The organism is Falsarthrobacter nasiphocae (assembly GCF_031456275.1).
GTDB lineage: Bacteria > Actinomycetota > Actinomycetes > Actinomycetales > Micrococcaceae > Falsarthrobacter > Falsarthrobacter nasiphocae.
Genome location: NZ_JAVDUI010000001.1, coordinates 368,491 through 392,739 on the forward strand (window position 1 = coordinate 368,491; position 24,249 = coordinate 392,739).

At 68.3% G+C, this 24,249-nt stretch carries 23 protein-coding genes and 1 other RNA gene; 8 read left to right on the forward strand and 16 right to left on the reverse strand.

From position 1 onward, the window contains the following. Positions 1-13: 13 nt before the first annotated feature. Entirely contained in the window at positions 14-1,474 is a 1,461-nt protein-coding gene (locus J2S35_RS01670; protein WP_309849123.1) for an MFS transporter, read from the reverse strand. Positions 1,475-1,483: 9 nt separating this feature from the next. Further along, positions 1,484-1,939, reverse strand: coding sequence for a hypothetical protein (locus J2S35_RS01675; RefSeq protein WP_309849125.1), 456 nt, complete (start codon positions 1,937-1,939; stop codon positions 1,484-1,486). A gap of 242 nt (positions 1,940-2,181) precedes the next feature. On the opposite strand from J2S35_RS01675, the gene J2S35_RS01680 reads away from it, so the two are divergent. From J2S35_RS01680 to J2S35_RS01690, 3 genes are all read left to right on the forward strand, one after another. Further along, entirely contained in the window at positions 2,182-2,475 is a 294-nt protein-coding gene (locus J2S35_RS01680) for a hypothetical protein (protein WP_309849126.1), read from the forward strand. Positions 2,476-2,941: 466 nt separating this feature from the next. Then, positions 2,942-3,553 (forward strand): hypothetical protein, encoded by a 612-nt coding sequence (locus J2S35_RS01685; RefSeq protein ID WP_309849129.1) that lies wholly within the window; start codon positions 2,942-2,944, stop codon positions 3,551-3,553. Positions 3,554-3,685: 132 nt separating this feature from the next. Continuing rightward, the gene (locus J2S35_RS01690) at positions 3,686-4,225 is read left to right on the forward strand and encodes a hypothetical protein (protein ID WP_309849132.1); all 540 of its coding nucleotides are present in this window, start codon (positions 3,686-3,688) and stop codon (positions 4,223-4,225) included. A 363-nt stretch (positions 4,226-4,588) separates the two neighbouring features. Here J2S35_RS01690 and ssrA read toward each other — a convergent pair. The 4 genes from ssrA to prfB form a co-directional block, all read right to left on the reverse strand. After that, positions 4,589-4,958: a transfer-messenger RNA gene (gene ssrA, locus J2S35_RS01695) on the reverse strand. A gap of 104 nt (positions 4,959-5,062) precedes the next feature. Beyond that, positions 5,063-5,689, reverse strand: a complete 627-nt coding sequence (locus J2S35_RS01700; protein ID WP_309849134.1) for a hypothetical protein — start codon at positions 5,687-5,689, stop codon at positions 5,063-5,065. Continuing rightward, a complete protein-coding gene (smpB, locus tag J2S35_RS01705; protein ID WP_309849135.1) occupies positions 5,686-6,165 on the reverse strand; it encodes an SsrA-binding protein SmpB in 480 nt (159 codons plus the stop codon). Before smpB ends, J2S35_RS01700 begins: the two co-directional genes overlap by 4 nt. Positions 6,166-6,305: 140 nt before the next feature. Further along, positions 6,306-7,415 (reverse strand): peptide chain release factor 2, encoded by a 1,110-nt coding sequence (prfB, locus tag J2S35_RS01710; protein WP_309849137.1) that lies wholly within the window; start codon positions 7,413-7,415, stop codon positions 6,306-6,308. A gap of 138 nt (positions 7,416-7,553) precedes the next feature. Between prfB and J2S35_RS01715 the strand changes: the two genes are divergently transcribed. From J2S35_RS01715 to pseI, 4 genes are all read left to right on the forward strand, one after another. Further along, positions 7,554-8,618, forward strand: coding sequence for a nitronate monooxygenase (locus tag J2S35_RS01715; protein WP_309849140.1), 1,065 nt, complete (start codon positions 7,554-7,556; stop codon positions 8,616-8,618). Positions 8,619-8,831: 213 nt separating this feature from the next. Then, a complete protein-coding gene (locus J2S35_RS01720) occupies positions 8,832-9,866 on the forward strand; it encodes a hypothetical protein (RefSeq protein WP_309849144.1) in 1,035 nt (344 codons plus the stop codon). Between the two features lie 3 nt (positions 9,867-9,869). Then, complete coding sequence (locus J2S35_RS01725; RefSeq protein WP_309849146.1) at positions 9,870-11,159, forward strand: polysaccharide biosynthesis protein; 1,290 nt, start codon at positions 9,870-9,872, stop codon at positions 11,157-11,159. A gap of 58 nt (positions 11,160-11,217) precedes the next feature. Then, a complete protein-coding gene (gene pseI, locus J2S35_RS01730; RefSeq protein ID WP_309849147.1) occupies positions 11,218-12,273 on the forward strand; it encodes a pseudaminic acid synthase in 1,056 nt (351 codons plus the stop codon). A 189-nt stretch (positions 12,274-12,462) separates the two neighbouring features. Here pseI and J2S35_RS01735 read toward each other — a convergent pair whose 3' ends face one another. The 7 genes from J2S35_RS01735 to J2S35_RS01765 form a co-directional block, all read right to left on the reverse strand. Beyond that, entirely contained in the window at positions 12,463-13,980 is a 1,518-nt protein-coding gene (locus J2S35_RS01735; protein WP_309849149.1) for a bifunctional UDP-2,4-diacetamido-2,4,6-trideoxy-beta-L-altropyranose hydrolase/GNAT family N-acetyltransferase, read from the reverse strand. A 41-nt stretch (positions 13,981-14,021) separates the two neighbouring features. Further along, positions 14,022-14,807 carry a glycosyltransferase family protein gene (locus J2S35_RS01740; protein ID WP_309849150.1) on the reverse strand — a complete coding sequence of 262 codons (786 nt, stop codon included), beginning with the start codon at positions 14,805-14,807 and terminating at the stop codon, positions 14,022-14,024. Further along, positions 14,804-15,931 (reverse strand): DegT/DnrJ/EryC1/StrS family aminotransferase, encoded by a 1,128-nt coding sequence (locus J2S35_RS01745; RefSeq protein WP_309849151.1) that lies wholly within the window; start codon positions 15,929-15,931, stop codon positions 14,804-14,806. Before J2S35_RS01745 ends, J2S35_RS01740 begins: the two co-directional genes overlap by 4 nt. Before the next feature lie 2 nt (positions 15,932-15,933). Next, positions 15,934-16,914, reverse strand: a complete 981-nt coding sequence (pseB, locus tag J2S35_RS01750; RefSeq protein ID WP_309849153.1) for a UDP-N-acetylglucosamine 4,6-dehydratase (inverting) — start codon at positions 16,912-16,914, stop codon at positions 15,934-15,936. A gap of 147 nt (positions 16,915-17,061) precedes the next feature. After that, a complete protein-coding gene (locus J2S35_RS01755) occupies positions 17,062-17,958 on the reverse strand; it encodes a glycosyltransferase family 2 protein (protein ID WP_309849156.1) in 897 nt (298 codons plus the stop codon). Between the two features lie 45 nt (positions 17,959-18,003). Beyond that, positions 18,004-18,357: a DUF2304 domain-containing protein gene (locus tag J2S35_RS01760; protein WP_309849159.1), complete on the reverse strand. Its 354-nt coding sequence runs from the start codon at positions 18,355-18,357 to the stop codon at positions 18,004-18,006. A 4-nt stretch (positions 18,358-18,361) separates the two neighbouring features. Continuing rightward, the gene (locus tag J2S35_RS01765) at positions 18,362-19,000 is read right to left on the reverse strand and encodes a glycosyltransferase family 2 protein (RefSeq protein WP_309849162.1); all 639 of its coding nucleotides are present in this window, start codon (positions 18,998-19,000) and stop codon (positions 18,362-18,364) included. A gap of 157 nt (positions 19,001-19,157) precedes the next feature. On the opposite strand from J2S35_RS01765, the gene J2S35_RS01770 reads away from it, so the two are divergent. Next, positions 19,158-21,197 carry a DUF6541 family protein gene (locus J2S35_RS01770; RefSeq protein ID WP_309849165.1) on the forward strand — a complete coding sequence of 680 codons (2,040 nt, stop codon included), beginning with the start codon at positions 19,158-19,160 and terminating at the stop codon, positions 21,195-21,197. A gap of 48 nt (positions 21,198-21,245) precedes the next feature. Here the strand turns inward: J2S35_RS01770 and J2S35_RS01775 are convergent, their stop codons facing one another. The 3 genes from J2S35_RS01775 to J2S35_RS01785 form a co-directional block, all read right to left on the reverse strand. Continuing rightward, a complete protein-coding gene (locus tag J2S35_RS01775; RefSeq protein ID WP_309849166.1) occupies positions 21,246-22,421 on the reverse strand; it encodes an acyltransferase family protein in 1,176 nt (391 codons plus the stop codon). 42 nt (positions 22,422-22,463) lie between these two features. Beyond that, positions 22,464-23,357 carry an acyltransferase family protein gene (locus tag J2S35_RS01780; RefSeq protein WP_309849170.1) on the reverse strand — a complete coding sequence of 298 codons (894 nt, stop codon included), beginning with the start codon at positions 23,355-23,357 and terminating at the stop codon, positions 22,464-22,466. Between the two features lie 127 nt (positions 23,358-23,484). Then, the gene (locus J2S35_RS01785) at positions 23,485-24,213 is read right to left on the reverse strand and encodes an ABC transporter ATP-binding protein (RefSeq protein ID WP_309852970.1); all 729 of its coding nucleotides are present in this window, start codon (positions 24,211-24,213) and stop codon (positions 23,485-23,487) included. Positions 24,214-24,249 lie beyond the last annotated feature (36 nt).

A 24,249-nucleotide genomic window follows, 5' to 3' on the forward strand; every position in this document is an offset into this window, starting at 1 on the left:
GCGGTGGCCGCGGTCAGCGGGCCCCGCCGTCGTCGTCATGCGCGTCCCCAGCCGAAGACGGGAGGTTCTTGACGCCGACCGCCGCGACGAGCGCCCCCACAAGGAGGAGCGCCGCCGTGGTCCACGCAGCGCGCCGGAACCCGTCCGCCGAGACGGCGCCGCCCATGACGAGGCCCGCGAACGCCACGGTCACGAGCCCGGCGATGCGCGCCGCAGCGTTGTTGACCGCCGAGCCGATGCCCGCCCGGGACGCCGAGAGGTGCTCCAGCACGGAAGACGTCAGGGGCGCGACGATAAGCGTCAGGCCCAGGCCGAAGACGATGATGCCCGGGAAGACCTGCGTCCAGAAGTCCGTCCGGCCGCCCAGGCCAGGGAGCACCGCCATGAGGAGGTAGCCCGTTGCCGCGAGGGCCGATCCCCCGGCCATGAACCACCGCGGCCCGTGGTGGCCGGAGAGGCGGCCCACCCAGCTCGAAGCAAGGAGAAGGAGCAGCGTGGGCGGCATCATGACGATGCCCGTGAGCAGCGTGCTCATGCCGAGCACCGCCTGGAGGTAAAGCGGGAGGGCGAAGAAGCCGAGGCCCATCGCCCCGTAGACGAAGACCGTGGTGAGGTTGCCCGCCGCGACGTTAGGCACCTTGAAGATCCCGAGGGGCATCATGGGGTGCTCGCACACGGCCTGGCGCCGGACGAAGAGGCCGATGCAGACCACACCGAACGCAAGGAGGCCGAAGGACAGCGGCCCGGGGCCCGCAGCGCCCGAGAGCTCGATGAGCCCGAAGACGAGCGAGCCGAGGCCCAGGGCGGCGAGGACGGCGCTGGGGACGTCGAGCCGCGCGTTCGCGTCCGGCTTGGCGGCAGGGAGGCGCGAGAGGACAAGAAGCGCCACGATGACCGGCGGCACGTTGACGAAGAACACGGCCCGCCACGAGAGCGCGTCCACGAGCAGGCCGCCGACGAGCGGGGCCACAATGCCCGCCACCGACGTCCAGGCGGTCCACGTGCCGATGGCCTTGCCCTGGGCGCGGCCGCTGAAGGCGCCGATGATCATCGCGAGCGAGGACGGCACGAGGAACGCGCCCGCCACGCCCTGGAGGATGCGCGCCGCGATGAGCACCTGCGGCACCCAGGCCAGCCCGCAGATGACGGAGGTCGCGCCGAAGCCGATGAGGCCCGCGGCCATGACGCGCTCCCGCCCGAACCGGTCCGCGAGGGACCCCGCCACAAGGATGAGCGCGCCGAGGCTCAGCAGGTAGCCCGAGACGACCCACTGCTGCTCCACGAGCCCGCCGCCCAGGTCCCGCCCGATGGCCACGAGGGCCAGGGAGACCACGGAGCCGTCGAGGATCGCGATGAAGCTCGCCAGGACGGCGACGACCAGGGTCCGGGTCTGGACGGGGGTCGACGCGGGGATTGGAGGCGGTGCGGAGGCCTGTGCGGAAACCGGTGACGCGCCGGCGGGGGAAGAAGGCATTGCCCAAGCCTATGCGCCGGGAGACACCGCCCGCAGCTGGGCCAGGAGGTCCGAGAACGCGGTTGGGCTCGCGCTGCCGAGCTGAGCCCCACACGCCTGGGTCAGGTCGAGGTACCGCCCGTCCCCCAGTTCCAGGAAGATCGCGCCCGAGGCCCCCTCGATGACCCGTGCAACCACCCCTTGAGCCTGCGCCTCGCGAGCAATGAGGTGCGCGGCGGCGTCAATGAGCCTGGGGACGACGACGTCGCGTAGCCGCGTGGCCAGGACCGCGTCGGCGGCTTCGAGGGTGTCCACGGACACGGGCCGCTCATCGGGATGCTTCGCGAGAGAGCTGGCCCGCTGCAACAGCCGGGCCGCGAGGTCGTCACACGTCAGGTCACGGGCGTCACTGTCTGCATAGGAGGAGCATCCGGGCGTCGCCCGCGCATGCAACGCGGTCTCCTGCACAACGTACTGGTCCAGCACGACCTTTCACTCCTATCCCTCCCGGGGCTCGCCGGAAGCTGCTTGAGGCAACCCCGCTTCCGAGTCGCCATGGGCTGGCACGGGCCGAGCGTCAACTCTTGGCGCGCCCGCGGTAGAGGCGTACACTTTTCCACACAAATGCTATTCAATGTGGCTGCTCACGCACGCCGATGCTTGCAGGAGCGGCCCAGAGTGCACCAGACGGGGCCGAACCGGCCTCCACGCGTGAAAGGACGCAGATCATGTTGATTCTCCGGCGCGTCTTCATGGTGCCAGCCTCGCTCTTCGCCGCGGTGCTCACTTTGCACGTGACGGTCCTCGGGCTCACCCTCCTCACCATGGCCACGGGCATCCCTCTCCCCATCCCGTTCGTCGCCGACATCCAGGCAGGTTCAAAGACGCTCAGCGCCACCGCCGACGTCAACTATCCAGGGGCAACGGTGGCCGTGCTCGTTCTGGCGGCCATCATCTACGCCGTGGACCTGCGCATGACCTCCCAGGACCGGCGCGGCGACCAGGCGGCTGCGTCTTCCTGACCGATTGCGCCAGTTGCAAAATCCACATCAGTAGACACGAATAGCCGCCCTGAAGATGACATCCAGCTGGCGAGATGGGCCCAAGTCTCGCGCCCACGACGAAGGATCGCCCGCGTGGCTCACACGCGGGACGCTCACACAGTTCACGAGAAAGTACCAATGGCGAAACTCGCCCCGCGAGCACGAACGGGGCATCTCTGTAGTGGGGGAATAGTTGATGCCACAGCCCTCTACTACCTCATGACAGGGCGCTCGCCCGCGCCGAAGGACAGCTCGGTTGGGTACTTCAAGGCGAGCGAGCTACGAGCGGATCGCTTCCTTACCCTCCAAGTCCCCACTCGCAAGAACCCCGGTCACGCTGAGGTCATCGCGTATCCTAAAGCCACGGATGGAACGGAAGCACTCGCCGTTCCCTGGGACCGCGGCACCCAGTCCCGATTCGCCTCGCATCGGAAGGAGGACCACCATGAAGCCCACGAAGACGAAGAGACACATCCAAGCGAGCCTTCCGCGCCCGTCTGACGTTTTTCCGGCCGATGTGGTTCCTCTGATGAATCCGCAGACCGCCGTGCTCGTCTTGGGCACGCCGCAGCGCCCCACCATCGAGCTTTTCCCCGCAGGGGAAGGAGCAGTCCTCGTCTGGGGTTTTGACGACCCCTACGAGACAGCGGACAGATATCAGCTCTGCGTTTATGTGACGGATGACGAGGCGCAGCGCATCTTTGACAGCAGCGCCACCGCTGGGGCCATCGAACCAATCCGGGGAGAGCTGAACAATGCGGGCGCCGTACTGGTCGTGACGCGCCCAGACGGCACCCACGAAGCCAGGCTCTACACGATTCCTCGGTCGGTGTCCACGATGGCATTTCAAGCAGATCTGGTATCCGCCGCGGAGACTATCGCAACATACGCAACGAACGTCGTCACGCAAAGGAAGGCCACGCCAGTATCCGCTGCTCCGAGTGACGCATTGACAGCTGCGGAGCTCCGTGCGGAGATTGCGGAAGAGTCCGCGTTGAGCGCCGTCATGGCTGCACTGCATGAGACCTTCGTGCCGTTGACTTTCGCCCGCGCCTAGGCACGACCAGGCCGGTCCGCGAGGAACCATGTGGGGGGGGGCAGCTCACCCCATCGAGGCGCTCGCCCTCGGGGTGAGCCCGCGCAGGGCACAATCGTAGCCATGTAAAACACGCCCACCCTCGATGCGCGAGTGCGCATCACCAAAGGCGACGACAAGGCCTTGCATCTCCAACTGCCAAAGGCCCAAGCCCATGTCGCACGCCTTCGACGACTGCATCCCGACATGACTCCTCAGGAGCTCATTTCGCATTTGGACAAGTCGTACCTCGGCGTGGTGACTCTTTCAGGAACTGGCGCGGGGGCTGCCGCGGCCGTCGCCGATCTCGTGACGTACTTGGAAGCATCCGTCTTCTATGTTCTGTGCCTGACTGAGGTCCACCATTTGGATTTGGAAGATCTGGAGCGGCGCCGACTACTTGTGACATCGATTCTCCTTGGCAACTCCGCCTCTACTAAGGTCCTCAACAAAGTCATCGGCCACGCGGCACCGCATTGGGGCAAGAAAGTCGTCAAAACGATCCCGATGGCAGCCGTGAAGAGGGCGAACAAGATTTTGGGTCCACGATTCGTGACGAAATGGGGCACTAAGACTGGCGTTCTCGTTCTGGGCAGACAGGTGCCGCTGATGATCGGTGCCGCCATTGGCGGTGGGGGAAATCTGCTCTTCTGAACATTCGTCGTGAAGGCTGGGCAAAAAATCCTTGGCCCGGCCCCCGAGAACTGGACCGCTAACTGAACCGCAACCGAGAACGAACCACTTGAGACAGGCCGCGGCTCAAAACCGCATAAAACACCCCTGTTCATCATGAGGTGGACGCCGTCTGGCAGTCCGAGTCCAAACCCCTTCGACTGATCCCCACCAGTCATCGAGCGGGCCTTCCGTCAGTGCCCTGCCAGCGGACGACGTAGCTGGTCCCGTCCGTTCGAGCGTAGTGACGAGGTACGCCATGGGGTCAATCCTCGTCTTTCTGAGAGCGGATTTCCCACTTTTGAGAGCAGAAACGAAAACAGCCCCGGTTTCCCGGGGCTGTTCAAGTGGAGATGGGGGGAATTGAACCCCCGTCCGATGTTGTGTTGCCAGGGCTTCTCCGGGCGCAGTCTGCTTCGGGATTTCTCGGCCCCAGTCATCATGCAGACAAGTGACTGTCCCGGGCCCAGCCGTCTAAAAGTCCCAGGCACCCCAACGGCGAGGGTGCCCAGCAGTGGCTATCTAAACGACGCCAGGATCGGGGGCGATAGCATCCCCCGGCTGACGGACTTGCTCGCTACTTAGGCAGCGAGGGCGAAGTCAGTGCGCTTGGATTCGGCACTTATTGGTTTTGCAGAGAGCGTTGACGAGATGACTCTGCATCCTCGGCCCGCTTCACCTGCCTCGACAAACACCGTCGAAACCGATCATCCCCATGTTCTGTTGTCAAACAGCCCGCCGCGCGAACGCGAGCGGAGACTCTACTCTAGCACCGTCAACCCAGTGATTGCAACACCTCAACCACTCATCGGCGCCGGATCAGGTCGCGGGGTCCATCCCCGCGCCAGCACCGTCGTCGGCCCCTCCAAAGGGAATGCCCAGCACGGTGACCGGCTGACCGCCTGCCGCATACAGCGTGATGGCGAAGGAGACGGCAACGAAGACGAGGCCCAGAAGGGAGAAGCCCGTGACCACGGGGCGCTTGCGCGGGAAGCCCCACGCCAAAGCCAGCGCGTCTCCCACAAGCAGCAGCGGCGAGATCCAGACAATGATCCTGGCCAGCTCCACGAAGTACACCGCGAACGGCGGGAACAGCAGCACCATCATGAACGGCAAGAGCGCCACGAAGATCAGCACGTTGACGATGACGGACGCGGTGACCCAGAGGGGACGGCGGCCGACGGGCGCACCATCGGCGTGGGCTTCCTCGCCGAACTCGTCGTCAAACGCGCCCTCGGGCCCGTCCCACGCGAAGGCGTCGGAGAGATCCCCGCCCCCGGTGGACTCGGAGGCATCCCGCTCGGCGCGACCGCGGGAGTCCCGCTCTCCCGGCCAAGCCTCGGCCCCTCGTGCATCGTCGCGGAGGTCATGCTCCCCCGGCCAGGCCTCGACATCCGGCCTGGTCCCGTGGTCCTGCGAGCCACGCCCGCCTGCCACAGGGCTCACGCCGCGTCACCCCGGTTGCGGGCGCGCATGGCGCGGAGGGCCTCTCGGTTGTCCTGCTTCTCCCGCAGGGTCTGCCGCTTGTCCCAGTCCTTCTTGCCCTTGGCGATGGCGATCTCAAGCTTGGCCCGCCCGTTGAGGAAGTACAGGGACAGCGGGACGATGGTCAGGCCGGCCTCCTGCGTCTTGCGCTCCATCTTGGCGAGCTCCTCGCGGTGAAGCAGGAGCTTGCGGCGGCGGCGCGCTGAGTGGTTGGTCCAGGACCCGTTGAGGTACTCGGGGATGTAGATGTTCTCGATGTACAGCTCGCCGTTGTAGAACGTGGCGAAGCCATCGGCCAGGGAGGCCTTGCCCTCGCGGAGGGACTTCACCTCGGTGCCCATGAGGGACAGGCCGGCCTCGAAGGTGTCCATGACGTGATAGTTGTGAAACGCCTTCTTGTTGCTCGCGATGAGCTGACGTCCGGTCTCGCGTGCCACGATGTTCTCCTTGGGGCGGGTCTCGCCGTCAATGATTGGGAAGATTGAATCAGTCAGTCTACGCCTGCCGCGTCGCCGCGCGCCAGCGCCGGGGGCCTACGCCGGGCGCCGGCCACCCCGAACGCGGTTCGGCGCGGCGACTACGCCTGACGCTGCTCCGCGCGCCACTTGATGCCCGCGTCGATGAAGTCGTCGATGTTGCCGTCGAACACGGCCGCCGTCGTGCCGACCTCGTGGCCCGTCCGCAGGTCCTTGACCATCTGGTACGGGTGGAGCACGTAGGAGCGCATCTGGTCGCCCCAGCTCGCCTTGACGTCGCCGGCGAGCTCCTTCTTCTCCTTGTTCTCCTGCTCCTTCTTCAGCAGGAGCAGGCGGGACTGCATGACGCGCAGCGCGGCGGCCCGGTTCTGGATCTGGGACTTCTCGTTCTGCATGGACACGACGATCCCCGTGGGGATGTGGGTCATGCGCACGGCCGAGTCGGTCGTGTTGACGGACTGCCCGCCGGGGCCGGAGGAGCGGAAGACGTCGATCTTCAGTTCCGACTCCGGGATCTCGATGGTGTCGGTGGTCTCGATGAGCGGGATGACCTCGACGGCGGCGAAGCTCGTCTGGCGGCGCCCCTGGTTGTCAAACGGCGAGATGCGCACGAGCCGGTGCGTGCCCGCCTCGACGGACAGGGTGCCGAACGCGTACGGCGCCTTGACCTCGAACGTCGCCGACTTGAGGCCGGCCTCTTCCGCGTAGGACGTGTCAAGGACCTTGACGTCCCATCCCCGGCGCTCCGCGAGACGCGTGTACATGCGCAGGAGCATCTCGGCGAAGTCCGCCGCGTCCACGCCTCCCGCGCCCGCGCGGATGGTGATGACGGCGTCGCGCTCGTCGTACTCGCCGCTCAGCAGCGTCACGACCTCGAGCGAGTCCAGCGCCTTGCGGATCTTGACGAGCTCCTTCTCCGCCTCGGCCATGGACTCGGGGTCTTCCTCGTCCTCGCCGAGCTCCACGAGGACCTCGAGGTCGTCGATCCGCTCGGCCAGGCTCGTCACTCGCTCCAGCGAGGACTGGGCGTGGGACAGCTTGGACGTGACGGCCTGCGCCTTGTCCGTGTCATCCCACAGGTCCGGCGCGGACGCCTCCTCGGACAGCTCGGCAATGGTCCGCTTGAGCGCGGGCACGTCCGTCACCGCCTCGATGGACTCGAGGGTGGCGCGCAGGGCGCGGATTTCAGCGGGGAAGTCGGTGGCAGCCATGATTCCTCCAGTCTACGAGCTTGGGGCCCGTTGCGCTTGCCTCCTGTGGACAACGGCCGGACATGCGCCCCGTGCTCCCGCCCCGTGCAGTCCCGCCGCCCCTGGACATCCGCCCATTCCCGGTTCACACTCGGGACTATGAGCACCGCCACCCGGTTCCCCCTCCCCTCCGTACCCATCATCTGCGCGCCCATGGCGGGCGGGCCCTCCACCCCGGAGCTCATCGCGGCGGTCGGTGCCGCGGGCGGGCTCGGGATCATCCCCGGCGGCTACCTCTCCCCCGAGGGCCTCGCCGAGAAGATCGCGGCGACCCGCAGCCTGGGCGCCTCGATCATCGCGGTCAACCTCTTCGTCCCGGGCGGGAGCCCCGCGGCCCCCGGCGTCGTCGGCCGCTACAGGGAGACCCTGGCGGCGGACGCGGAGCGGGCCGGCGTCACGCTCCCCCAGGACCCCCACTTCGACGACGACCACTTCCCCGGCAAATTCGACGTCCTCCTCCGCGAGCGCGTGGACGCGGTCACCTTCACCTTCGGTGTGCCGCACGACGACGCGCTGGCGCGCCTGTCCGCCGCCGGAATCGCGACGGCCGCGACTTTGTCGAGCGCCGCCGACCTCGACGCCGTGCTGGAGCGCCCCGTCGACGCCGTCGTGGTCCAGGGCGCCGAGGCGGGCGGGCACCGGTCCACGTTCGCGGTGGGCGAGGAGCCAACGGACGAGTCCACGCTCGAGCTGCTCCGGGCGGCTGCCGGGCATCCGGGGCTTCGAGGGCGGCCCGTCATTGCGGCCGGCGGGGTGACGGGCCCGGAGTTCGTGCGGGCGGCCCTCGACGCGGGTGCGAGCGCCGTCCAGGCCGGCACGGCCTTCCTCCTGTCCGCCGAGGCCGGAACGCGAGAGGCGCACCGCACCGCCCTGACGGAGGCGGGCGCCCGGGGCACGCGCGCCACCCGGGCCTTCAGCGGGCGGCCCGCGCGCTCCCTCGTCAACACCTTCCTCGAGGCTCATGACGACGACGCGCCTGCAGCGTACCCCGAGGTCCATCACCTGACATCGCCGCTGCGCGCGGCGGCCGCCTCGCGCGGGGACGCCGAGGCGCTCAGCCTGTGGGCCGGGGCCGGGACGGCGGATCTTGTGGCGAGCCTGCGAAACGCGGGGCTGGGCGAGAGGCCGGGGGCAGCCGAGGTCATCGAGGCCCTGCGGCCCTGACGGGGCGTCTCGCGGTCGTCGACCCGGCCCTGCGGACAACGCGGGGCGCCGGGGCCATCCGACACATTCGGCACCCTTCAAGGCATACCCGCAGGACCCGGGCCTAGACTTGACAAGAACTGCGGGTCCCCCGCGATCCGGCCCCGCCCGCGGGGCGTCAAGCATGAGACACGTCATCCCCACAGCCCGGGGAGTGAAGAGGACAGAGCGCACGTGGACATCCAGAACCACTTCTACGGCCACTCGGCGGCGTATGCGGCCCACGCCGGCCTGAGCCGCCCCCGCCACATCGGCGGCCTGGTCCAGCACGGCTGGACCCCGATCACGCCGATCGCCAGCCATTTCGCGGACCTTGCGAGCTCCGCCCCCGCGGGCAACCTCTTCGTGTGGTCCCACGAGGCGCGCGGCTGGAACGAGGCGGAGTCCGCCAAGGAGACGGGCTTCACGTCCACGGCCATCGGCTCCCCGTTCCTCTACCTGTATGACCTCGTCCGCCGCTCCGGCGGCATCCCGCCGAAGACGCTGCCCGTCGTCGTCATTCCCTTCCACGGCACCCGGCTCGTGGAGGTTGAAGGCGACCAGCGCGCCTACGCCCGCGAGGTCTTCGAGAAGGAGGGCCCCGCCGTGGTGTGCCTCCACGTCGACGACATGCAGCGCGAGGACATCGTCAGCGCCTGGACCGAGGCCGGCCACCGCATCACGACGGCCGGCGAGCGCCGCGACCCCGCCTTCCTCGCGCGCATCCTCTGGCTCGTGACGAGCGCGGAGAAGGTCGTCTCCAACCGCCTCGCCACCGCCCTCATGTACGCGGCCGCCGTGGGCACTCCCACCGAGATCTACGGGCCCCACTTCCAGATCAAGGGCATCGCGGAGACGTCCAGCGAGGAGTACCTCGCCCGCATCTGGCCCGAGTTCTACTCGGCAGACACGGACCAGGCCACCCTGACTGCGTTGGCCGACGCCGAACTCGGCCGCGGGGCCATGCGCACGCCGACAGGCCTGCGGCAGGTCCTCGGGTGGCAGTCCCCCTCGCCGCGACCCGCGTTCGACTACTGGGCCGGCGCGCCCATCGAGAAGGCTCTGACGGTCCTCGGCATCAAGAAGCGCGAGGTGGGCGAGGTGGTCGACGGGGTCAAGCTCAACCCCCTCGAGTTCCTCAAGCACCCGCTCGAGCACCTGCCGGACCCGCTGCCGCGAACCGTCATGCGGCGCGTCATCAAGCCTGAGATCGCTCAGCCCACGCGCTAGAGGATGAATCTCGCCAAGCGCGCGCCCCTGCTGTACCTCATCGGCGCGGCCGTCCAGGGGCTCGCGGCGGTGTTCGTGCAGCCGTTCTCGATCGCGCTCTTCGGGGGCCCGCGCTCGCACGGGTGGGAGACCACGGCCTTCGCCGTGTCGATGATGCAGATCGGCCTCGTCGTCCTCTCCGCGGGGCTTCCCCTCGCCATCACCCGGGCCTGGCTCGAGCCCGACGGCGGTCCCGCCAAGGCGCGGGCGATCAACGGCTTCAACGGCCTCTTCGCCTTGGCCGTGGCGGCTGTCGCATGCGCGATCGGCGCGGCGGCCGGGCTGGAGCCGTCCATCCTGGCGGCGATCTGGTCCATGGGCGCCCTCGCCGTCGTCCTCGCCGCCCAGGCGCAGCTGCGCGCCGAGACGAAGCCGCTGCACTTCGTCGCCCTCGCCGGGGGCTCCTCGCTCGTGGCGCACGCGGCCGGGCTGGTCTCGATTGTCATCACCGGCCCGAGCGCCGCCCACTACATGGTCGGTTTCGCCATCGCCTCGACCGCGACCGCGCTCGCCGCCGTGGCCCTGACCCGGCCAAGCCTGCCGACGCGAGAGATGGGGGCCGTGCGGATCGCGGTCGTCGCCGGGCTGCCGCTGCTGCCGCACTCGCTCGCGATGATCCTGCTCAGCCAGGGCGACGTCATGCTTCTCAAGGCCCTCGCGCCCCCCGGCGAGAGCGGCGTGTACCTGGCGGCCAGCGTCTTCGCCCTCGGCCCCATCGCCGTCCTCGCCGGCCTCAACAACGCGTGGAGCCCGGCCATCATGAAGTCCGTGCACGAGGGCCAGGACGCCTTCGAGGCCACCGTCCGGGGCACCCTCGACCGCGCGAGCCTCCTCGCCGCCGGCATGGCCGTGGCGGGCTCGGTCCTCTCCTGGCTCGGCGTCCTCATCATCGCCGGGGGCAGCCCCGACGTGACGCGCGTGGCTGCTGTCCTGCCCCTCGTGGGCATCGGATACGCCGTGTACCTCGTCATGATGTCGGTCCTCTTCGCCCGGCTGGCCACCCGGAGCTTCGCGTGGCTGACCGCAAGCGTCGTCGTCGTCGCCGGCCTCCTGGCCGTGTGGCCCTCGAGCCACGGGGACCTCGTGCTCGTGGCGTACGTCAAGGTGCTGGCGTTCGCGCTCCTGGGCGCGGGCTACGCCCTCATGGCCCGCGGCCGGGCCCGGTTCTCCCTCGCCCGCCCGGCCCTGTTCCTCGCGGCCGCCGTCGTCGTCTCCCTGGCAGTCCTCGGGGTGCTGCACGTCATGGGCACCTGACGCGCCGCCTGCGGGGCTCCCTTGTAGAGTGGAACCACTCAACCATCAAGGAGATCCCGTGAGTGATTCGCTGTATTCCGTCGGCCACACCCAGATCGGCGAAGGCGCCGAGCCGTTCATCATCGCCGAAGTCTCTGGCAACCACAACGGAGACCTCCAGCGTGCGCTCGACATCATCGACATGGTGGCGGACTCCGGCGCCCAGGCCGTGAAGTTCCAGACCTACACCGCGGACACCATCACGATCGACTCGGACAAGCCCGCGTTCAAGATCTCCGACGACCACCCCCTCTGGGGCGGGCAGAACCTGTACAAGCTCTACACCGAGGCGCACACGCCGTGGGATTGGCACGCGCCCATGTTCGAGCGCGCGCGCTCCAAGGGGCTCATCCCCTTCTCCAGCCCGTTCGACTTCACGGCCGTCGACCTCCTCGAGGACCTCGACGTGGACCTGTACAAGATCGCGTCCCTCGAGATCGGGGACCTGCCGCTGCTGCGCCGCGTGGCCCAGACCGGCAAGCCCGTCATCCTCTCCAACGGCGCCGCGTCCATCACGGACATCGACCGCGCCGTCCAGACGATCCGCGCCGAGGGCAACGACCAGGTCGTCGTCCTCGCCTGCACCTCGTCCTACCCGGCGTCTCCGGCCGAGTCCAACCTCCGCACGATCCCCGTCATGCGAGACGCGTTCAACGTGCAGGTCGGCCTCTCGGATCACACGATGGGCATCGGCGCCGCCATCGCCGCCGTCGCCCTCGGCGCCACGGTCATCGAGAAGCACGTGACGCTCTCGCGCGCAGACGGCGGCGTGGACTCGGACTTCTCCCTCGAGCCGCACGAGCTCAAGGCCCTCGTGGACGAGTCCAAGGTGGCGTGGCAGGCCCTCGGCTCCGCGAACCTCCAGGTCACGAGCGGCGAGGGCGAGTCCCAGCGGCTCCGGCGCTCCCTCTGGGTGACGAAGGACGTCAAGGCGGGCGAGAAAGTCACGGCGGAGAACGTGCGCTCGATCCGCCCCGCTGGCGGCCTCACCCCGGGCTACACGGACACCGTCATGGGCCGCGTCTTCACGAAGGACGCCGAGGCCGGCACGCCGCTCACCTGGGACATCGTCTAACGGCGAGCGCTTGGCGGATCGGGCCCAGCCCGGTCCGCCATCCCCTCGCGCCTCCCGTTGCGAGTGAAGCGCGTTGCGAGGCGATTTTGACCCAAAAACCCGCCCGGAAACGTGCGAAAACCGCCCCGCAACGGGATGGGGTGGGGAGGGGCTGGGAGCGGGACTAGTCGCGAGACCGGACGGGTAAGGCTAGGCCTGGAGGGTCTTCGTCAGGCGGAACCAGCGCTCCTCCGCGCCCTCGTCCTTGAGACCGCCCGAGTACCCGTTGCTCTCGAACAGTCGGCGGGACGCCGCGTTCTCCTCGAGCATCTCGGCCACGAGCCGCACCTCGCCCGACCGGGACCGCGCAAACGCCCTCTCGGTCTCCGCGAGGAACACGCCCGCGAGCCCGCGCCCGCGGGAGGTCGGCGCCACGGTGATGGACACCTCCCACTCCCCCGGGACCAGCTCGTCAAACCGCAGCGTGCCCACGGGCTCGCCGCCGCGCCGCACAATCCACAGCTCGCGGTCCGCTCGCGCAAGCGTCCCCTTGAGCCACGCCACGTGCGAGTCCCACTTGAGCTCGCCCTTCTCGCGGCTCACGGCCCGCACGGATGGGTCGTTGCGCCAGTCGAAGAGGACCGAGGCGTCGTCGATGGTGGCACGGCGCGCCGAGACGTCCCCGGCCCGCGCCTGGACAGCCTCCGCCCACAGCTCCACGATCCGCTGCCCGCCGCGCCCGTCCACAAGCGCGCGCCCGGTCTGCGCCATCTCCCGGCGCGCCTGCGCGTCCGTCCCCAGGCGGCGCAGGGTCTCCACGGCGGCGGCCCGCTCGGCCGGAGGCAGGTCAACGGCGTCGAACTCGTCGTCGCCCAGGCCCGCGACCGACCCGAGGCCGGCCGCCATGCGGCTCGACGCCGCGAAGCTGTAGTTGTCCGCCTGGTTGTCCACGAGCTGCACCACACCCTGGGGCACGCCCAGCGCGGCGAGCTCCCACATCGTGGTCCCCGCGCCTGAGAGGACGAGGTCCATCTCCGCGAACGAGCGCGCAATGCCAGGGCCTGGCTTGACCACCGTCATCCCGGGCACGTCGAGGTCTTCGCGGGCGGAGACGAGCGTCGTCGTCGACTCAACCCCGGCGTCCGCCCACCATCCCGCGACGACACTGGTCATGTTGCGCGCGTCCGTGCCGCCCATGACGATGAGGACGCGGAGCGGCCCGCCCGTCCGCTCAAACTCGGCGCGGCGCACCTCCGCCGCCTCGAGGTCCGCGAGAATCTCGCTGCGGAGCGGGATGGCGGTGAGGCCACGCAGGAGTCGCGCGGATCCGTCCCACGGGCGGTACGCGTTCTCCGCGCCGGCGGAAGGGTCGACGACGACATCCGCGGGGCGCCGCCCCCACGGCCCGTCCTCCAGGCTCGAGAGGAGAATGCCGCGGTCGTCGAGCTCGGCTCGCAAGGGCCCCTGGCTCTCGTACGTGTCCACGTGGAGGACGTCCGCGCGGCGCTCGGCGGCCCACTCCGCCACCCAGGCGGCCTCGGTGGACTCCGGCACGGTGACCTCGAAGGAGTGGTCGCTCAGCAGGCGCCGCCCCACCTCGGACTCAATCCGGGCGAGGAACTCGACTGTGTGACCGGCGGCAACAGCCGCGTCCGCCACCGAGACGGCCCGGAACACATGCCCGAGCCCCTGGTGCTTCGTGGAATCGCATCGGAAGACGATGTGCATGGCGGGTTTCGGGTCTCCTTGTGAGGCCGTGAGGACCGGCGTCAGCCCTCGGTGAGGGGTTTCTGTTCGATATGCGCGTTGAGCGCGACGATCTCGGGATTCTCCTCGAGGACACGCAGGATGCCGCGCCACGAGGGGATGTCGGTGCCGCACTTGGCCACGAGGGCGTCGAGGAGCTGAGCGTCCTCGTCCGTGTCGAGGGTGACGCGGAAATGATCGTACGTCGGCTTGAACGTGAGCGAGCCCGTGACGAACCCCGCCCCTTCCTCGTACACCGCGCTCGTGACGTGCGCCCTGTGATGGGGCTCGGTCCGCGCGTCGGCCGCGAGGAGGGCGGAGGCCCGGACAAGCTCGACGTCGAGGCCGCGGGGAAGGGAGCGCGGCTGCGTCGTCGAGACGTAGTCCACGGCCTGATCCTGCCGCCAGATCGACACGACCTGCGAGATGATCTGCGGGTCAAGAAGGGGGCAGTCGGCGGTGAGGCGCACAATGGCGTCCGCATTCGTCAGGCGCGCGGCAAGAAGGAAGCGAGAGAGGACGTCGTCCTCCGACCCGCGGATGACGCGCACGCCACGCTCGGCGCCAAACGCCTCGATCGTGTCGTCGTCCGGCGAGTCCGAGGTGGCGATGACGACCTCGTTGATGCCGTGCGCCGCCCTGGCCGCGCGAAGCACCCACTCAAGCACCGGCATGCCGCCGAGGTCCCGGAGGACCTTGGCCCGCAGGCGGGTTGAGCCCACGCGAGCCTGAATGACGGCGACAACCCGCGGGGCGTCCGCGATATTCAGCCGCTTGATCTGCTGGGTGTTCGGGGCGGGCAGGCTCATGAACCGACAATCTCCAGGACGTTCTCGATGACGAAGTCGACCTGGTCATCGGCGAGGGTGGCGAAGAGCGGCAGGCTGATCTCCTGCGCGTAGAACTCCTCAGCGTTGGGGCACATGCCGCGCTTGTAGCCCATGTCGTGGAAGACCGGGTGCCAGTAGCTCGGGATGTAGTTGACCTGCACGCCGATCCCGCGGTTGCGGAGCTCGTCAAAGATCGCGCGGCGGCGCGCGGCCTCCACCCGCAGCGGGTAGAGATGCCACATGGGCTCCGCGCCCTGCTCGACGCCGGGCAGCGTGAGGTTCTCGTTGCCCTTGAACGCGGCGTTGTAGCGGTCGTGGATCTCCTGGCGGCGGGCCTTGGCCGCGCCGAGTCGGGCGATCTGGCTCGTGCCGAGCGCGCAGAGGACGTCCGGGAGACGGTAGTTGAGGCCGAACTCCTGGACCTCGTAGAACCAGCCGCCCTCGTCCTCGGCCCGCATCTCCTTGGGGTCGCGGATCATGCCGAGGCCCTTGAAGTTGCGGGCGCGCTTCTCGAGATCCGCGCGCGGGGTCACCACGGCGCCGCCCTCGGCCGTCGTCAGGTTCTTCGTGGGGAAGAACGAGAACGTCGTCAGGTCCGCGAGCTGGCCGACGGGGACGCCGTTCAGCGTCGAGCCGATCGAGTGCGCGGCGTCCTCAAGGAAGAGCGCGCCGGACTCCGCCGCAAGCTTCTGGAACTCGGGGGCCTTGACCGGGTGGCCGGCGTAGTCGACGGTCGCGATGACGCGCGTCTTGTCCGTCACCGCGGCAGCCGCCGCCTCCGGGTCGAGGTTGCCCGTGAACGGGTCGATGTCCGCGAAGACCATCTTCGCCCCGAACGCGCACGCCGTGGACTGCGTGGCCACGAACGTCATGGGGGTGGTGACGACTTCGTCGCCGGGCGCCAGGTCGGCCGCCGCATACGCCGTATGCAGCGCGGCCGTGCCGCTCGTCACCGTGGTGGCGCTCGCGCCGCCGGCGACCTCGGAGATGGCCTTCTCAAAGCGCGCCACCTCGGGGCCCGTCGTCAGCCAGTCGCTGCGCAGCGCAGCGACGACAGCCTCGATGTCCGCTTCGTCAATGTCCTGGCGCCCGTAGGGAAGCATCTTTAGAGGCCCTCCGCCTTGAACATCTCGCGCAGCTCCTCAACGGAGAGGAAGCGCTCGTTGCCGTCCGACTGGTAGCTCCAGCCGTCCTTGACCGTCTCGGCGCCCTCGGGGCGCTTGTAGCCCCAGCCCTCGAGGTGCGGCTCGACGATGTAGCGGTCCCCCACGGAGATCGTGCGGCGCGAGTCGTCGGCGGCGATCATCTCCTCGTGGAGCTTCTCGCCCGGGCGGATGCCGATCTCGTGGACCTTGGCGTTCTCGTCGACAGCCTTGGCGAGGTCCGTGATGCGGATCGAGGGGATCTTCGGCACGTAGAGCTCGCCGCCCTGCATGATCTCGAAGGAGTCGAGGACGAACTTCACGGCCTGCTCAATGGTGATCCAGAAGCGGGTCATGCGGAAGTCCGTGACACCGAGGGACTCGCCGGCCTGGGCCATCGCCTTCCACTTCGGCACGATCGAGCCGCGCGAGCCCATGACGTTGCCGTAGCGGACCACGCAGAAGCGGGTGTCGTAGGCCGCGGCGTAGTGGTTGCCCGAGATGAAGAGGCGGTCGGCGCAGAGCTTCGTGGCGCCGTAGAGGTTCACCGGGCTGGAGGCCTTGTCCGTGGAGAGGGCCACGACCTTCTTGACGCCCTGGTCGATCGCGGCGTCGATGACGTTCTGGGATCCCCGGACGTTCGTCTCGACGAACTCGAACGGGTTGTACTCCGCCGTGTCGACCTGCTTGAGGGCGGCCGCGTGGATCACGTAGTCGACGCCGTGGAAAGCGCGGTTGAGGCGGTGGCGGTCACGGATGTCGCCGATGAACCAGCGCAGACGCGGGTCGTCGCCGAACATGTTGCGGACCTCGAACTGCTTGAGCTCGTCGCGGCTGAAGATCGCCAGCCGGCGGACGTTGTGGTTCGCCAGGATCTCCTTGATCAGGGCCTTTCCGAGCGATCCGGTACCGCCTGTGATCAAAACCGATGCACCGTCCAGCATGGACATGCGCCTCACCTCTGCCTTCGTCTCTTCGTACTTGAGGAATTAGGGTCCCTGATCCTAAGGGGGTGCTCGCACCCGCCAGGAGCGTCGTCGGCCGAAGCGGAACCCGCAACTTCAGCCAGAGTAACAGCGTGGGGGCGCCCGCTACGGGCGCACCGCGTGCCTCGCGAGCGCAGCGAGGCCGGGCCACATGCGCTTGGAGACCACCTTGGGCACGAGCGAAGCGGCGTTGAGCCGCGACGTCACGTGAAGCTTCGCGGCGCGGGCCGCAGCGTTCCAGCCGAGGGCGCGGAACTCGGTGACCTTCTCGTCGAAGAAGCGGCGCTCCTCGACGAAGCGGCGGCCGTCGAGGGCACGCACCGAGCTGTCGGACTCGCGGTGGCGGCGGTACTGGAAGCAGACCGTGTCCGTGGCGAGGAGCCGTCCGCCGTCCATGATGACGTCGAGCGCGAGCGCGAGGTCCTGGACGACGTCATAGCCCTCGCGGAAGTTGTGGCGCGTGATCGCCTCGGCCTTCCAGGCCACCGACGGGAAGTAGAGCCAGTTGCCGTCCACGAGGTTCGCGGCCAGCGGCTCGCCCTCGAGAACGGCCTGGGAGGCGCCGCCGACGAGGGCTCGGCGCATGCCGGCCTTGATCCGGTCGACAAGCGGCAGGTACACGCTGCCCTTCTCGTCAATGACCTCAATGCCGGGCTGGATGATGTCGACGTCAAAGGACTCGAAGCCGCGGGCAATGGTCTCGAGGTAATTCGGGAGCATGATGTCATCCGCCCCCATGATGACGACGACGTCATGCTTCACGAGGCCAACGCACTTCCGGTAGTTCCCGTTCGCGCCGAGGTTCTTCTCGTTGCGGTGGTAGACCACACGGTCGTCCCGTGCGACAAGGTCCTCGAAATAGGCGGGGAGAGTCTCGTCCGGGTATCCGTCGTCAACGATGGTCAGAACAAAATCCCGGTGCGTCTGGGCGAGCACCGAATCCACGGCGGCCTTCATCATGGCGACATCGCCGTAATACGGGAACATGACGTCAATAGTCACGCGATCCTCTTTTCTGGGTCGGTGTGGCTTCGGGGCGCTCACGGCTCAGGCGCGCTCGTTGAGCCAGGGCTTGTCGGCTTCCTTGAGGGCGATCGTGCGAGCAAGCTTGGTCAGGGCGACTTCCTGGACGCGGAAGCGCTGGTAGGTCGTCGCCATGAAGATCAGAAGGGTGACGATGAAGGCGTAGAGCACGAGGTCCGTGCCGCGGCCCACGCCGACGAGGTTCGCGATGCGCTGCAGAAGTGCGGGCCAGAAGATCGAGACGATGGCCGCGAGGGCAAAGAACATCGTCATCATGCGGCGGACCGCCATGTGACGGGCGTTCGCCGAGCCGCGCATGAGCACGAAGGACAGGAAGATGACTCCGAGAACAAGGAGGATCTGGACGACGATTTGCATTCGGTTACCTCAAGAACAGTTCGGCGAGAATGTTCACGGAATTGAGAAGTGACTGACCCTTGGCCTTGGAGTAGTCCGTGTAGATAATCTCCACGGGATGCTCAACCCAGCGCGGCTTCATCTCCGCGATCTGATTCACGAGCTCTGAGGCGTGGGCCATGCGATTCTGCGTCAGGTTCAACCGGCTTGCGACGTCGCGGTTGATGGCGCGAAGACCGTTGTGCGCGTCGGTGAGGTTCATGCCCGTGGCCATGCGGCTCTGGAGGGCAGCCGTCTTGAGGACGAGCCGCTTCATCGGCGCGAGCTTCGTGCGAGAGTCAAGGAATCGGGAGCCGAGGACGATGTCGGCCTCGCCCGAGTCGATCCGCGCCACCATGGCCTGAGCGTCCTCGAGCCGGTGCTGGCCATCGGCGTCGAACGTCACGAGGCTCGTCATCTCCGGATCCTCCAGCGCGTACGCGATGCCGGTCTGCAGCGCCGCGCCCTGGCCCAGGTTGATGGGGTGCTGGACGACGACGGCACCCGCCTCCCGGGCGACGATCTGAGAGCCGTCAGAGCTCCCGTCATCCACGCAGACCACGTGCGGGAACACGGGCAGGATGTGACGAATGACGTCACCTACGACCGATGCCTCGTTGTACATCGGGATTACGATCCATGCTCGACTCACTTCACTGAGTATTCCATACCCTCGCATTCCAGGTGCTACCCCAACCCGGCACGTCGGCGTGACGATCGTCGCTGGGCATTAGAGTGGGGGGAAGCGAATTCGCCCTGATCCGAGGAGTCCCCGAGCGTCAATGAGCTGGCTGAACACGATCCCCTACCTGGTCGGCCTGGCCGCGTTCCTCTTCTTGCCCGGAGTGGTCATCCTCCGAGCGAGCGGGGTTCGCGGGCTGGGCGTGGCGGCCTTCGCCCTCCCCGTCACGGCCTCCGTCATGGGCGTGTTCGCCGTGCTGCTGCCGTTCGTGGGGGCCGCCTGGAACCCCGTCTCGTTCCTCATCTGCGCGGCCATCACCGCCGTCCTGGCCCTGCTGACCCGCTTCGTCATCGCGCTCATCAACACGGACATCAGCCGCCCCCACTCCTTCGAGACGGTGGACAGCCCCGTCGTCGACCGCCTGCGCCGCTTCCGCTGGGGCGTGGACGCACCCGTCTCCCTCATCTACCTCGCGGCGGTAGCCCTTCCCGCCTTCGCGATCTTCTACCGGTACGCACACGGCTTCGGCAACGTCGAGCGCATCTCCCAGACTTTCGACAACATCTACCACCTCAACGCGATCCGTCGGATCATGGATACCGGCAGCGGCTCCTCGCTGACGCTCGGCAACCTCACCGCCGAGTCCGCGGGCTTCTACCCTGCGGCGTGGCATGACATGGTGGCGCAGACGGCCCTCCTCCTCCACGTGTCCATCCCCGCCGCCGTCAACATGACGAACATCGTCATCGCGTGCCTCGTCTGGCCGCTCTCGCTGCTCTTCCTCATCACACGCATCACCGGGCCCCGCCTGCTGCCGATCGTCCTCACGGCCGCGCTCGCCCCCGCATTCCCCGCCTTCCCCTACCTGATGGTCGAGTTCGGCGTCCTCTACCCGAACCACCTCGCCATCGCGATCCTCCCGGCCGTCATCGGAGCCGTGCTCCAGATCCTCGGGATGACTCAGGCGGACACGCCGACCTTCTGGCCCGGCCTCGTCGCCCTCGTCGGCAGCCTGCCTGGCATGCTGCTCGCCCACCCGAGCACCCTCATGGCCCTCATCGCCTTCGTCATGCCCGTCATGGTGACCAAGCTGTGGTGGATGTACATCGACCGCCGGCGCTCGCCCGCGGACCGCAGGCGCTTCTGGGCGTTCCTCGGCCTGTTCGTCGCCTACGCCGTCATCGGGCTCATCTGCTGGGTGGTCCTGCGCCCGGCCGCCTCCAGCTCCACGTGGCCCCCCTTCCAGAGCCCCGCCCAGGCCACGGGCGAGGTTCTCGCGGGAACCCCCATGGGCCTCCCCGGGGGCACCCTCATGTTCATCCTCACGACGACGGGCGTGCTCTTCCTTGTGCTCACCCGCCGCCAGCGCTGGGTCGTGGGCATGTTCCTCATGGGCGCATGGCTCTACGTCACGAGCACGTCCTACCCGTTCGGAGACGTGCGCACCTTCTTCACGGGCATTTGGTACAACGACTCCAACCGCCTCGCGGCGCTCCTGCCCGTGGTGTCGGCGCCCGTCGTCGTCCTGGGTGGCGAGTTCCTCATCCGGTGGGTGACGAAGCGCGTCATGCAGTCCGAGACCTACGCCCGCCTCGCCGCGACGAAGGCGCCGTGGCTCAACCAGCGCCTCATCGTCTCTGCGGTGCTGGCGATGCTGCTCGTGGGCGCGGGTGCCCTTCAGGTCCAGTCCGGAGCCATGACGGCCGAGCAGGCCAAGCTCAACGGGCGGTACTACTCGGGTAAGGAGTCGCTTCTGCTCTCGCCGGACGAGAGGGCGCTCCTCGATCGGCTCCCGGAGCACGTGGCGGAGGGCGATGTCGTCGTCGGCAGCCCGTGGACCGGTGCCTCGCTCGTCTACGCGATCTCTGACCGCCAGACCCTGCGGCCGCACATCTACGGCGCCGTCTCGCCGGACGCGCAGTACGCGCTGGAGCACTGGGAGGAGGCGCCGTACAACACGGCCGCCTGCTCCGCGGTGAAGAACACGCGCGCGTTCTACGCCCTGGACTTCGGCCCGCTCGAGGTTCACCACGGCTGGCACCCGATCCCCGGCCTGAGCTACCTGGAGGGTGCCGCCGGCGTGGAGCTCGTGGACCAGCAGGGTGCGGCGAAGCTCTACAAGATGACCGGCTGCAAGTAGCTGCCCGGCGCAGCGCCGCCCCAGGCGGGCCCGCGCCGGACCGCGCCGTCACCCGACGATGAGGCGCTTGAGGTATGGCCCGAGCGAGCGAGCGTAGGTGCCGCTGATGTGGTTCCCGTCGAAGTAGATCGGGACGCCGCCGAGCGCCGCGTGACAGTTCTCCCGGTCGCAGAACGCGTCCGTCGTGTCGATCAGCCTGATCTTGGGCGAGTCGAGCCCCTCATGGGCCACCCGCAGCGGGTCCGGGGTGAGCGCCCGGGCCCGGCTCACCGCGCAGGCCCGCGGGTCGTCCATGTTCTGCGCGAGGCAGGTGGCCGGGCGGGCTGGCACGTTGACGGGCGGGTCGGCGAGGATGTTCACCTCGATCCCCTTGGCGGCCCAGGCCTTCCAGAAGACCGGCAGGCCCCGCTTCCACACGCCCATGGCGTCCTCCCCCGGGCCCGTCTGCACTTTCTCCTCCCGCGCAAAGATCGAGTACACGACCCGATCCGGCTTGAGCGTCAGGACCCGGTCCTTGAGCGCGGCCGCCTTGGCACGACAGCCTTTCCCGCCGTCCCCCGCCGGCTTCGTGTAGCCGATGTACGGGACGTCGGCAACGGCGCAGCCCCCGACGAACGACACGTAGATCTTCCAGTTCATCTCCCTGGCCACGTAGAGCACGCCCCTGACCCATTGCTGGGCGTGGGAATCGCCCGTGAGGTAGGCCGTCTCGAACCGGGCTCGCCCCTCAGAGAAGTCGCAGAGGAACTCAGGGACGCCGCCGGGCGCGACGCCTGAGCCCCGGCACTCCGGGGGCAAATGCCAGTACTCGGTGGCCTTGGTCCGTTCGACAGAGGTGACGCCGGCCCACGTGTTCTTGCACGAGTTGCCCGAGACGAGGGCCATGGCGCCGTCACACGCGCCCTCGCCGAGTCGCGTCTGGGCGATGGCGAGTGCCTCCGTGGCCCTCCGACCGTGCTGGGCATGCATGAACCCCGCCCCGCCAACGACAGCCACGACAAGCCCGGCCGCCACGAGAGCGGCCCAGGAGGGCGCCTTGGGGCGCACTCGGCGCCCGAGCGGCTCGACCCACCGGTAGGTCGCACCGGCCAGCACGCCCGTCGCCAGGAGGACGGAGACTTTCCCGAGTGACATCCACTCCGGCGGGGCAACCGCCAGGAGGACGACGACGAGAGGCCAGTGCCACAGGTACACCGAGTACGAGGCGTCGCCGAGCCACTTCACAGGGCGCAACCGGTACAGGCGCTCAAAGGCCAGGGGCGGGTCTCACACCGAGCCAGCGAGAATGAGCAGAGCCGTCGCCGCCACGGGGAGCACCGCCGCATAGCCAGGAAAATCAGTCTCCTCCGAGTACAGAAAAGAGACGGCCGCGAGGACACCCCAACCCGCAAGACTGACCGCGCCCTGGAGCGGCGCGCCGACCCGCACAGGTCTGGTCCGGGCGGCCGCGCGAGCAAGGGCGGCGACGAGCGCGCCCACCGCGAACTCCCAGAGACGGCCCGGCGTGAGGAAGTAGGCGGCCTGGGGCGTGGACTCGACCCAGAACTGGGACAGCGGGAGGGTGATCAGGATGCCAAGACCAGCAGCGGCGTAGAGTCCCCGGTTGGTGTTGATCCACGTCTCAGACCTGGGCCTCAGCATGCCGCCCCGGCGCTTGTGCAAGAACGCGGCCCCGGCCACCAGCCCCCAGATGAAGAGGGGCCACAGGAGATAGAACTGCTCTTCGACGGACAGGGACCAATAATGCTGGGCCACCGTCGCGTTCGCCTGCGAGGCAGAGTAGTCCACCGCGTTGTGGGCAAGGATCCAGTTCTCGGCGAAGAGCGCCGCGCCCGTCACCTCCTGAGCATTGCGCTCCCAGGCGGAGACGGGCAGGAACGCCCACACGAGGAGCATGCTCGCAGCCAGGACGAGGAGCGCGGCAGGAAGCAGACGGCGCACCCGCCGCGCGTAGAACGCCGGCAGATCGATCCGGCCCCGCTCATCGAGCTCCTTCGCCAAGTGCGAGGTGATGAGGAATCCGGAGATGACGAAGAAGACATCGACGCCGACATAGCCGCCGGTCAGACGATACGGCCAGACGTGGCCCATGACCACCGACGCCACGGCAAAGGCCCGCAATGCCTGGATGTCGAGCCGCAGGGCTGAATGGCTGCTCACCGGCGCTCGCCTCGCACGACGCGCGCCAGCGTTCCACGACGCGGACTCGCTGGTGCGAGAGCGCCGGTGTTCCGGCGTCGCCGCACGAAATGTCTTCATTGTGGGCCCCCAATCGAAGCGGAGCGGTCTAACTGCGCATCCTGGCCACGGCCTCGGCGATGGGCCCGTCGTAGACGAGCGTGCCGTGGTCGAGGAGAACGCCCCTCTCGCAGATGGTCGAGACGAGGTCGAGGTCGTGGCTCACGACAACGAGGGTCTTCCCCGCCGCGACAAGCTCCCTGATCTTGGCCAGGCACTTCTGCTGGAAGGGTTCGTCGCCCACGGCCAGGATCTCGTCGACGAGGAAGACATCCGGGTCTGTGTGCACCGCCACGGAGAACGCGAGGCGCAAGTACATGCCGGAGGAGTAGAACTTGACCTCGGTGTCAATGAACTGCCCGATCTCCGAGAACTCGACGATCGAGTCGAACTGGGCGTCGATCTGCGCTTCCGTCATGCCCAGGATGGCCCCGTTGAGGTAGACGTTGTCGCGCCCGGTCAGGTCCCCGTGGAACCCCGCGCCTACCTCGATGAGCCCGGCCACGCGCCCGCGCGTGTGGATTTCTCCGGCGTCCGGCCGCATGACCCCGGAGATGAGCTTGAGCAGGGTGGACTTGCCCGAGCCGTTGAGGCCGAGGAGGGCGACCGTCTCACCGTGGGAGACGGTCAGCGAGGCATCTTTGAGGGCCGAGAACTTCTCGGAGAGGTCCCCCTTGCGGCCCTTGATGAGCCATACGAAGGCCTCTTTCATGGACCGGGTGTGGCGCAGGACGAAGTCCTTGCGGACGCTTTGCACCGCGATGGCGGTGCCGGACAGCCCGGCGCGGCGGCCAGGCGCGAGGGGCTCGGGCGC

Bases quoted from the DNA above. Each gene is read 5' to 3' on its own strand.
- J2S35_RS01670 (WP_309849123.1), bottom strand. From the start codon at position 1,474: ATGCCTTCTTCCCCCGCCGGCGCGTCACCGGTTTCCGCACAGGCCTCC.
- J2S35_RS01680 (WP_309849126.1), top strand. From the start codon at position 2,182: ATGTTGATTCTCCGGCGCGTCTTCATGGTGCCAGCCTCGCTCTTCGCC.
- J2S35_RS01685 (WP_309849129.1), top strand. From the start codon at position 2,942: ATGAAGCCCACGAAGACGAAGAGACACATCCAAGCGAGCCTTCCGCGC.
- prfB (WP_309849137.1), bottom strand. From the start codon at position 7,415: ATGGCTGCCACCGACTTCCCCGCTGAAATCCGCGCCCTGCGCGCCACC.
- J2S35_RS01715 (WP_309849140.1), top strand. From the start codon at position 7,554: ATGAGCACCGCCACCCGGTTCCCCCTCCCCTCCGTACCCATCATCTGC.
- J2S35_RS01725 (WP_309849146.1), top strand. From the start codon at position 9,870: ATGAATCTCGCCAAGCGCGCGCCCCTGCTGTACCTCATCGGCGCGGCC.
- J2S35_RS01735 (WP_309849149.1), bottom strand. From the start codon at position 13,980: ATGCACATCGTCTTCCGATGCGATTCCACGAAGCACCAGGGGCTCGGG.
- J2S35_RS01740 (WP_309849150.1), bottom strand. From the start codon at position 14,807: ATGAGCCTGCCCGCCCCGAACACCCAGCAGATCAAGCGGCTGAATATC.
- J2S35_RS01745 (WP_309849151.1), bottom strand. From the start codon at position 15,931: ATGCTTCCCTACGGGCGCCAGGACATTGACGAAGCGGACATCGAGGCT.
- pseB (WP_309849153.1), bottom strand. From the start codon at position 16,914: ATGCTGGACGGTGCATCGGTTTTGATCACAGGCGGTACCGGATCGCTC.
- J2S35_RS01760 (WP_309849159.1), bottom strand. From the start codon at position 18,357: ATGCAAATCGTCGTCCAGATCCTCCTTGTTCTCGGAGTCATCTTCCTG.
- J2S35_RS01765 (WP_309849162.1), bottom strand. From the start codon at position 19,000: ATGTACAACGAGGCATCGGTCGTAGGTGACGTCATTCGTCACATCCTG.
- J2S35_RS01770 (WP_309849165.1), top strand. From the start codon at position 19,158: ATGAGCTGGCTGAACACGATCCCCTACCTGGTCGGCCTGGCCGCGTTC.